Source organism: Candidatus Omnitrophota bacterium (assembly GCA_018894435.1).
Taxonomy (GTDB): Bacteria; Omnitrophota; Gorgyraeia; order JAHIPI01; family JAHIPI01; genus JAHIPI01.
In genome coordinates this window covers 1-10,668 of the sequence record JAHIPI010000058.1, presented here as the reverse complement: position 1 = coordinate 10,668, position 10,668 = coordinate 1, and the positions used below count along the sequence as shown (strand labels likewise).

The 10,668-nt window shown below is 46.7% G+C and carries 7 protein-coding genes; 1 reads left to right on the top strand and 6 read right to left on the bottom strand.

Translation table 11 applies throughout. From position 1 onward, the window contains the following. Window positions 1–1,534 (bottom strand): APC family permease (locus KKI13_04510; GenBank protein MBU4488310.1); only part of this gene is annotated, 1,534 nt, incomplete at its 3' end. Window positions 1,535–1,662: 128 nt separating this feature from the next. On the opposite strand from KKI13_04510, the gene KKI13_04505 reads away from it, so the two are divergent. Beyond that, on the top strand, window positions 1,663–2,847 hold the full coding sequence (locus KKI13_04505; protein MBU4488309.1) for an alpha/beta hydrolase: 1,185 nt from the start codon (window positions 1,663–1,665) through the stop codon (window positions 2,845–2,847). Window positions 2,848–2,858: 11 nt separating this feature from the next. Here KKI13_04505 and KKI13_04500 read toward each other — a convergent pair whose 3' ends face one another. The 5 genes from KKI13_04500 to KKI13_04480 form a co-directional block, all read right to left on the bottom strand. Beyond that, on the bottom strand, window positions 2,859–3,752 hold the full coding sequence (locus KKI13_04500; protein ID MBU4488308.1) for a cation diffusion facilitator family transporter: 894 nt from the start codon (window positions 3,750–3,752) through the stop codon (window positions 2,859–2,861). A gap of 9 nt (window positions 3,753–3,761) precedes the next feature. After that, window positions 3,762–5,984: a protein translocase subunit SecD gene (gene secD / locus KKI13_04495; GenBank protein MBU4488307.1), complete on the bottom strand. Its 2,223-nt coding sequence runs from the start codon at window positions 5,982–5,984 to the stop codon at window positions 3,762–3,764. Window positions 5,985–6,081: 97 nt separating this feature from the next. Continuing rightward, window positions 6,082–7,725 carry an RNA polymerase sigma factor RpoD gene (gene rpoD, locus KKI13_04490; GenBank protein ID MBU4488306.1) on the bottom strand — a complete coding sequence of 548 codons (1,644 nt, stop codon included), beginning with the start codon at window positions 7,723–7,725 and terminating at the stop codon, window positions 6,082–6,084. A gap of 47 nt (window positions 7,726–7,772) precedes the next feature. After that, window positions 7,773–9,569, bottom strand: a complete 1,797-nt coding sequence (dnaG, locus tag KKI13_04485; protein ID MBU4488305.1) for a DNA primase — start codon at window positions 9,567–9,569, stop codon at window positions 7,773–7,775. Between the two features lie 8 nt (window positions 9,570–9,577). Further along, window positions 9,578–10,540 carry an NGG1p interacting factor NIF3 gene (locus KKI13_04480; protein MBU4488304.1) on the bottom strand — a complete coding sequence of 321 codons (963 nt, stop codon included), beginning with the start codon at window positions 10,538–10,540 and terminating at the stop codon, window positions 9,578–9,580. Window positions 10,541–10,668 lie beyond the last annotated feature (128 nt).

Genomic DNA, 10,668 nt, shown 5'->3' with positions numbered 1-10,668 from the left:
CAATGAACCTTTTGCATAATACCTGAGGATCCAGGCCGAGGTCTTCGCCCAAAACAACCGATATATCCCGGAAAAAATCTTCCGCGGTGGTAACCTCGCCTATGTCTATGACTCTGGCAGTCTCCACAATCTTATGAAATCTATCTTTTATAATATCGTCTCTCTGGATAACTATATCCTTCAGTTCGGTAAGGAGGTTTTCTGAGGCAAGCTCCCTGTCGCTTGCTACCAGGCGCTCCAGGACATATATGAGCGCCGAATCCTGAGAGGTATTTTTCTGCGCATACACCTTGTACCAAATAAATCCCAGAAAAACAAACAGCATCGTCAAAAACACGATAAATGTCCCCATTTCCATCAAAAGAAATATCCCGCCCAGTATGCCCGCGATTTGCATATAAGGGTAAAATGGCGAATGGAATTTAGGCCTGTAGCTCGAAATCTTACTCTCTCTAAAAAGAATAAGCGTCAGATTGGCGAAAATAAAAAGTAATATTAGTATGCTGGAGGCGATCTTTACCAAAAGCTCCAGCTTCAGGAACAATATGGCCGCTATCATAAAAAGCCCGGTGGCAAGAACGGAGATATATGGTGTTTTAAATTTAGGGAGGATCTTTTGAAATATAGACGGAAGAAGATTGTCCCGGCTCATGCCCAAAGGATATCTCGAAGCCGTCATAACAGCCGCGTTGGCGGTAGAAATAAACGCCAAAAATGCGCCTATGCCTATTATGAGAGTAAAGATATCTCCTCCTATCGCCTTTGCGCCGTCTGAAATTGGCGTAAGGGTTTCTTTCAGATTCGCGGGATCAAGTACTCCTATAGTAACAAAGATTACCAACGCATACAAAACAGCGGTCACGCTAAGCGAAAGGATCATGCCCAAAGGCAGGTTTCTGCCGGGATCTTTCGTCTCTTCGGCAAGCGCCGCGATCTTGGTAAGCCCGCCGTAAGATATAAAAACAAAACTCGCCGTCGCAAATACGGATCCGAGTCCTTCGGAAAAAAATGGCGAGAAATTAGAAGCATTGGATATTCTCAGGCCGAAAATCACATATCCGATAAGTATGACCAAAAGGCCTATTACCAGAAAGACCTGAAACTTTCCCGCTTCCTTTACGCTGATTAAATTAATAAAGATAAAAAATAAACAGCAAATAAGCGCAACTGTGGACAATGGAAGGTGGGTAAATATGCTCAAATACGCGCCCATGCCGATAAGCGCAAATGCCCCTTTCAGGCTAAGAGAAAACCAGGCGCTAAAACCGGCTATAGTCCCGAAAAGAGGCCCAAATCCGCGCATTATATAAAAATAATCGCCGCCCGCCTTCGGCATGGCCGTAGTCAATTCCGCCTTGCTGAGAAGCGTTGGAATGCAGAGTATTGCCGCTATAAGATAAGACATGACGACAGCCGGACCGGCCATAGCGAAGGCTAGGCCCGGAAGTATGAATAAGCCGGAACTTATCATCGCGCCGGTCGCTACGCAGAAGATATCCAGGAGCCCTAACTCTTTTTTTAATTCTCTTTCCATTTATGCCCTTTTGCCAATTATACCTTGAAAAGTAAGAAACCCCAAGATATTTTTACTTAAATGTATGCCATTTTATTTACTTGCGCCGCATACGCTAGAGGGATATAATAAGTTTATAGGATAAATTTATGCCCTCGAAATACAGAAATAAAATCACGCTGCTTTTACCATTTGTCCTGGCAATATGCTGCGTTTCATTCTTGACAGGATGCGCGTATCTTCCCACAAAACCTTCTTCGTCTTACACAAAACAGCTCTACAGGCGCATTTCGTACGAAACCGAAGGCCGCTACAGAATAATGAACATATTTTATGCCACAACGCGCAATCTCAAAGAGCGGAAGGATGAATCCATCTACTTTAATCGCGAGCTGGCTCGCCATGTGACATACGGCGATGTCGCGGTAAAGATAAATCCGGCTATAAAAATAGGCAAGATGATCCCCCGCCGCCTTAAGCGCCAAGGTGTCATAGGGATACAGGATGTACAAAAAACCGATGAGGATGCCTTTATGCAGGAGCTGAAGGATGTGGTAGCGAATTCGCCGCATAATTCCTTGCTCGTAATCGTCTTTGGCTATAATGATGATTTTGAATCCACGGCCATAAAGGCCGCGTATTTTTCGTACCTGTTAGACGTGAATACGCCCGTTTTACTCTTTGACTGGCCCGGAGACCAATTCCCGCTCATTACAGGATATAAAAAGGCTCAGAAGCTGGCGATAAGTTCGGGGCCATATCTGGGCGACCTGCTCGCAAAGATTATTCGCGAAGTAAAACCGGCGAATCTTTGGTTAAAGGCCTCGAGTCTCGGATGTCAAGTCGTTTGCGATGCATTTGACGAGATGTATAAACACAGCGACCTTTCTGACGCTGAGCCGGAAATAACCCATGTGGTATTCGCGGCACCGGATGTAGGTGAAGACGAATTTGACAATCAGTTCAAAGACGAGATAGCCGTGTTCTCGGATAAACTGACAGCGTATGTCTCATCCGATGATACAGCGCTCCTTATAAGCGGTGTAATCAATAAGGAAAAACGGCTCGGCCGCCAGGCGGTTAAAGAGCATGACGAGCTTGAAGAATCCAAGGATATACTGTACCTCAAGTCCCTCGACCCCGACCGCATCGCTCTTGTCGATGTGACCCCCATAAATCACGCGAGCTATAAACACGGCTACTACCTCGAATCGCCCGAATTCTACAACGACTTCTACATGCGCATAAAAAGTGGCGACTCCCGCGCAAACAGGTGCCTTTATCTTATGAAGATAGATGACGGGGTTGATTATTGGGTATTACGCAGTAATTAGCAGCCGGGATCTTATCTCTTTCCCTTGAAAGGTTCTACGTGGATAAAAACTTCCTTTGCCGCGGGGATCTTATTCAGTATATCTTTGGTGACCTGGTCGGTTATCGCGTGGCCTTTTTCGATAGAAATACTCTTGTCTAAATCTATAGTCATATCTATTATGAGCTCAAGGCCCATCTTCCGGACCTTGACATCCTTGATCGCCTTGACGTTTTTATTAAAAAGGGTTGTCTTCCTTATGGCATTCATAACTTCTTTGGAAGGCGCGGCATCCATAAGCTCATCATATGCCCTGTGAAATGCCTCCACCCCTATCCTTATTATTAAGACAGACAGTATAAGCGCCGCGATCGGGTCCAAAAGCGGCATACCGAGCCGCGCTCCGGCTATGCCAATAAGCGCTACAAACGATGAAAAGACGTCGGAGGCGATATTCCACGAATAGACGGCGATACTCGTGCTGGATAATGTCCTGTTCAGGATAGTCAGATACTGGAAGAGCCCTAGTTTCACGACGATAGAAACGATGGCCGCGATCATCGCGATTTGTTGCGGCACATATGTCCTACCATGCGCAATGGCCTCGTATATAGCAGTAACCGAATTGCAAGCAACCTTAATTCCGAGTAAAAGCAGAAATATTGCGAGCAGTTTTGCTATTATGGATTCGGCGCGGCCATGGCCGTACGGATGATGGGCATCGGGCGGTTGTTTTGCGATTTTAAAGCCGACTATCATGCCGGTTGAGGTCATGACGTCGCCCAGCGTATCCAACGCATCGGCTATCATAGCATTGGAATTCCCGACTACGCCGGCAAACATCTTGAATATAAAAAGAACGCCGTTAGTCAAGGCGCTTATAAAAGACCCTTTTTCGCCTTTTTCGTACCCCATCTGGTGAGACATTTGTTCACCCTATTTTGTAGATCCGTGCTTACGCCACGATATTATGAGAGGGCTCGCAATAAAAATGGTCGAGTAAACACCCGCTATCATCCCGACACAAAGGCAGAATGCAAAACTGTTCAGCACTTCCCCGCCCCAGAACAGCAAAGCAATGACAACAAGCATCGTCACCGCCGTAGTAAGTATGGTCCTTGAAAAAGTCTGGTTGATGCTCATATTGACTATTTCTGTGAAATTGGCCTTTTTGACAAGCCGCATGTTTTCCCTGATCCTGTCAAAAATGACTATGGTGTCGTTTATAGAATAACCGGCTATAGTTAAGAGCGCCGCCACTATCGTAAGGTCAAACTCCCTGCGGGTCAGGGCAAGAGCGCCCACCACTATAAGAACGTCATGAAAAAGCGCCACCACGCCGGCGATGCCGTATTTAAGGCTGAACCTGAACATTATGTAAACGAGTATGCCCATAATCCCCAAAATTAAACTCGTAGTCGCATTCTGCTTCAGGTTCTTGCCGACTGCCGGCCCTACGGTCTCTATTTTCATGACCTGATACGGATTGTCGCTGAATCTCTGCTTAAATACATCGGAGATATTTTTGGAGATGTCATCGGGTGTCCTTATTATGACTTCTCTTGGATTACCGTATTGCTGAATAGACGCATTGCCGGATCCTATCTCCTTAAGCGCGCTTCTGATCTCGTCTACCTTGACCGGTTTTTGGAACATGATCTGTTCAAGCGTGCCGCCCGTGAAATCTACGCCGAAGTTCTTTTCTCCGCGCGCAAAGAAGGTAACGAGCCCCACTATTATTATTACGGCCGAAATTGTATAGCAGATCTTGCGCTTACTTATAAAATCTATACTGGTCTTATGGAAAAATTGCATCATGGTAAGTTTTGCAAGGCCAAACTGTTCATAAAGCAATTCAAAGATCGCCCTTGTGCAAGTTATGGCCGTAAAGAGGTTCGCCAAAAGACCGATGGTCAATGTAACGGCAAAGCCGCGTACAGGCCCCGTGCCGAATTTAAATATGAGCGCCGCCGCGACTATTGTTGTAAGGTTTGAATCGAGTATTGCGGAAAATGCCCGGTTATAACCGGTAGCAATGGCCGACTTAATACCTTTGCCGGCATTCAATTCCTCTCTTATCCTTTCGTATATTAGAATATTGGCGTCTACTGACATACCGATGGTTAGGATCAAACCTGCTATACCCGGCAAAGTAAGCGTACCGTGAAAAAGCGAAAGGCACGCCAATATAAAAAGAAGGTTCATGCCGAGCGCTATGTCCGCCACTACGCCTGCCATGCGGTAATAGAAGATCATAAATAAAAATACAAGTAGAGCGCCTATGAGCGTCGCCCTTACGCCGCTTTTTATGGAATCCGCGCCGAGAAGCGGGCCGACTGTCCTCTCCTCCTCCACTATAACCGGCGCCGGCAGCGCGCCGGCCCGAAGCACGACTGCCAGATCGTTTGCCTCATCGGCGGAAAAACTACCCGTTATCTGCGCCTGCCCTGAAGGAATCGTCTCGCGTATCATGGGTGCTGAGCGGATTTCTCCATCCAGCACTATCGCAAGCCTTTTCCCGATATTAGCCGCTGTAACACCGGCGAATATATCGGCGCCTTTGTTATTTAAACGGATCGATACGTAAGGCTCACCGAAACCTTTTGAGCTAAATTCAGTTCTCGCGTCCACCAGTAAATCACCGGTAAACGAGGCATTTTTAGCTATAAGAAGCGGCTCGCGGCCGCCCTGGCCTTTATCAAAATACTTCAATTCGTAGCCGGGAACTTCTTCGTTATTAACCGCCTTTTTTATATCTTCCTGATTGTCTGAAACGAGCTTGAATTCCAAGTGGGCGGTTTTGCCAATAAGCTCAAGGGCCCTGTCTCTATCGGTAACGCCCGGAAGCTGCACTATTATGCGGTCCTTGCCCTGCTTCTGGATGCTCATCTCGCCTACGCCGAATTGGTCAATTCTATTGCGTATTACTTCTATGGCCCTGTCCAGCGCATCTTTCTTTGCCTCAGCCGAAAGCTTGGACGCGTCCACTCTGAGGACGACATGCATGCCTCCCTGGAGGTCAAGGCCTAGATTTATCTTGCCTTTTTCAAGTATATTGCCGTCTTTATCCTTAAGTGCAAGCGGCGGCCATATAAGCCATAAGGAAAAGAGTATAATAGCCACTATTCCGATTATTTTCCACTGTAAAGACTTGTTCATGATAGCTCCTCAATGAGACCACAACTTACGGAGTGATAACGAACGTAAGTTGTAAGGTCGAATTGATCCCGAGCCCCGCAGGGCAAGGGATTTCTTTTTATTCGCCCATGCCTAATGCCAAAAAGTTTCTAAGGCGCCTGCTCCTGGTAGGATGCCTCAACTTTCTCAGCGCCTTTGCTTCTATCTGTCTCACTCTTTCGCGTGTTACTTTAAATATATTGCCCACCTCTTCAAGCGTCCTCGGGTATCCGTCGCCTATTCCAAACCTGAGCCGCAGCACCTTCTTTTCGCGCTCGGTTAATGTGGATAGGACGTCTCCCATCTGTTCTTTAAGCATTGAATAAGCGGTCGCGCTAGCCGGAGAAACCGCCTGCTTATCTTCTATGAAATCGCCGAATTTAGTATCGCCTTCGTCGCCTATGGGCGTCTGCAAAGAAATCGGTTCCTGCGCTATCTTTAAGATACCGCGCACCTTCTCTACCGACATCCTCATCTCGTGTCCTATCTCTTCGGGTGTGGGTTCTTTGCCGTTCTCCTGCACCAAAAGCCGGGAAGTCCTTATCAGTTTATTTATTGTCTCTGTCATATGAACAGGTATTCTTATGGTCCTGGATTGATCCGCTATAGAACGCGTTATCGCCTGGCGTATCCACCATGTGGCATAGGTGCTGAATTTGTATCCTCTTTTATATTCAAATTTGTCCACCGCCTTCATCAGCCCTATATTGCCTTCCTGGATAAGGTCAAGGAATGACAGGCCGCGATTAGTGTATTTTTTGGCTATACTTACCACAAGGCGGAGGTTGGCCGCTACTAACGATTTCTTTGCCTTGTTGAATTTTGCCTCTTCCAGCTTTATTGTCTTTATCTTCTCTCTAAGCTGGTCAAACTTAAGCCCCAGCCTTGATTCCAGCGTCCGGCGCTTTCTCTTAAGCCGGTCCGATTCTTTGCGCTTTCGCCCGTTCTTTATCCTGCTTATGCCTTTTACTACCTTCTCGAGTTCATTAAAAGCCTCTTTTACTTTTTTTGATATCTCCTCGACAACAGAACCAACGAGCTTCAACTCAAGTATAGCTGCCAGGATAGACCGGCTTCTCTCTGTATTCTTAAGCCGTCTCTCCACCGCCGCAAGGCGCTTTAGGAGGTTTCCCTTGCGTGATTTTATATCTATATTCATCACGTCTTCAAAATTGAACTTTTCCGCCTTTATCTCTTTTATAAGTTCCAGCGCTGCCTCTTTTGCTATTTTTGTATCAAGAACGCTTTTTCTGAAGCTCTCTTCGGTTACTTCTATCTCTTTGGCAAGTTTTATTTCCTCTTCTCTTGTAAGGAGAGGTATCTGGCCCATCTGCCTCAGGTACATCCTGACAGGATCTCCCATATGGGACATCCTCTCTTCTTCGGCTACGGCCTCCGATTCGGCCTTTTCTTCGGTGGCTTTCTCTTCGTCTCGGCTTTCTTCTTCGGACACATCTTCTTCGCTATCCACGACCTTTATGTTCTCATCATGCAGTTTTACAAACATGTTGTCTATCTGCTCCGGAGAAAATACGTCTTCAGGGAGTATCGCGTTTATTTCGTCATATGTAAGATATCCCTTTTCTTTCCCCGCATCAATAAGCCTCTGCATCTCCTTATCGAAATCTTTTGTCCGGCCGCGCGGGCGCTTCGTCTCGGGCTTTGTTTTGACGCGAGGGACATGGGCTTCTTTTTTCTTTGCGGCCTTTTTTTTCGGCTGCATCTTCTTTTTAATGCCGCGCGCCGCGCGTTTTTTCTTTATCATTCTTTTCATCTTACCCCTTTATCATAATAATGCATTGATTCCTTCATAAGCTTGCTATACCTCGCAACCAGGTCCACGACTTTTCCGTGTTCGCCCGTATCTTGAGCTGCCTTTATCTTTCGCTGCATATCCTCGAGATCCCTCTTTGCGTTGTTTTTCTTAAGCCACTTTATGCAGTCATCCAGGTTTTTTTTCTTGTCGCTAAGGCTTTCCTGCATGGATGCGATATCCGACAAAAGTTCGCCTACGCCGTCTATTTCCAGGTGGCTTATCAGGCAGGCATAGCTTACGGGTTTTTTCTCATCATGTATCTTAAATATATTTTCCGCGATTTTTTGAGCGGCTCCGCACCCGAATTCGGCAACACAAAGCTTCTCTTTTACCGCCGGTATAATGGTATTATCCTCCACCATAAGGCCTATGAGCGTCTTATCGGCCGGGCTTAAGGTACTGATATCGGCCTTTGCGGCCGATATATACGCCTCCCTGGAATAGGATGCGGCGTAATCCTTCTTGGGTTTCGCAAGTTCGGATCTTAGGCTATTTTCGTCAAGGCCAAGCAACTCTGCCAATCTTTTAATATAGGCGGAACGGAGGACCGCATTGTTCACCTTTGAAATCGTCACCAGCATCTCACCGGCAACCTTCACCTTTACCTCTATTGTATCCGGCTTGTGTCGCAAAAGCAGGCGATTCAGTTTATATTCAAAAAGGCCCGTAGGATTTGCGAGTATCTCCTCAAACGCGGCAGCACCCTCTTTTCTCGTAAAACTATCCGGGTCGCACCCCTTGGGCATCTCCGCGATCTTGACGTCCATATCCTCTGAAAGGAGCGTATCAAGGTTCCTTAAAGTCGCTGTTTCGCCGGCCTTGTCCGAATCATAAACCATTATTATGTTGCGGCTATGGCGGCGTATAAGGCGTATATGGTCTACTGTAAGCGATGTGCCGCAGGACGCTATGAGATTGTTGATACCGTTCTGGTAAGGGATTATGAGGTCCGTGTACCCTTCTACGATGACGGCTGCGTCTTTTTCGCCTATATGCCGTTTGGTAAAATTAAGCCCGAAGAGCGTCTTGCTTTTATTATATATCGGCGTCTCCGGCGAATTCATGTATTTTGGCAGCGTATCGTCAAGCACTCTGCCTCCAAAAGCAATAACCTTGTCCTTCTGGTCAAATATTGGAAACATCAGCCGTTTTCTAAAGCGGTCATAATAACCGCCGCCGTCCTGTTTCGGGATAATCAATCCGGATTTTTCTATTATCTCCTTAGCTATGTCGCACTTGGTCAAATATCCCAGAAGGCCGTCCCACGAATCAGGCGCAAATCCTATACGGAACTTATTGACCGTCTCGCTCTTGACCCCCCTCTTTACAAGATATTCCTTTACTCCCTTTGCCTCGAGGGATGTAAGTATGCCTTGGAAATATGCCGCCGCTAACTCGTGCGCTTTATAGATACCGTTTATCAGAGAGGTGTCTTTTCCCGAATCGTCTTTTGTGTATTCCAGAATAGGTACGCCGGCCTTTTCCGCCAGCATCCTGGCCGCTTCCGGGAATTCAAGGCGTTCATATTTCATAACGAAACTGAATGCGTTTCCGCCGGCTCCGCACCCGAAGCAGTGGTATATACCCTTGTCGGGATTGACCATGAAGGATGGGGTCTTTTCGTGATGGAACGGACAGAGTGCCCTAAAATTCCTTCCCGCCCGTTTTAAAGGAATATAGCCGGATATAACTTCGGCTATATTGCACCTGTCGAGTATCTGGTCTAATATGTTATCTGGTATATGAGCCATCTTTTAGTTTATTTCTTTCGCCTGTCAACCCGTACAAAACCCGAACAAGGTATAATTTTAAAATCGTCTTTTTCGCAGAGCGAATCCAAAAGAAGATTCAACCCGAGAGTGTCGCTCGATATGTGGCCGGCGACTACTATATTTATATACTCGGCCTTCGCCGCTTTGAAATGCTCCTCGCTGAAATGCATGCCTATCAGCGTACCGACGCCCGCCTGGGAAAGCCTGGGAAAGACCCTCTTCGAGCCCTCGGTACCGCCTGTCATATCGACGACGATCTTGCCGGCTTTGTCTTTTTCCTTGCCTATCATTATAAAAGCGCCCGCGTTCTTTTTTGACGCGTCGCGGTATTCGGGCACGGTATCCAGTATGCTTATAACGTCTTTCAAAGTCTTGGGTTTTCTATTATCAAATAACCTCTGCAAATAATCCGTAACATGATTATCGGCAGGCGTATGAACGCACATGTAATTAATGTCCAAGAGCTGCGCCACGTCTACGCTCCTTGTGTGATTTACCGCGGATATGCTTCTGGCTACCTCCGCCATACGCTCATCCAGCAATTCCTTGCCTATGGAATATGTAATCCCGAGTTTTTTCAATATATCGGCCTGCATGCTCATGACATGATAAAACCCGGCAAGGGCTTTTCCTTCCGGATGATGGGCCATAACAAGGTCTATGCCGATACCTTTTTCTCTCAGCCTGTCTGCTACCAATAGCTCGCCCACTTCCATATCTATACCGACCATTATCGTCTCTATCTCGGCGGCAGGATCGCCATAGAGCATCCTTGTGTCATCGTAAGGATGCTTCACCCTCTCTTTGTCAAATGCCGCTTTTCTTGCGGCTGATAATTTATTATATTCCTTCCTTGCGTTCGCGAGCGTCTTTTTAATATCCGCTCTTTGGCGCGGGTCTTTCGCGATGCCTCTTTTAACAACAAATTCGTAAATATCTTTAAATTTCATAAAATGTCTCCAAATTTTTGCGTGCAAAAATTTGTCCCGAGCAAGCGAGCCCGCGTTTCGCACGAGCGAGCGCGTCGAGGGACTACCTTTTTACACTTAATTTATAACGTCGTCGAGCTTGTCGCTCT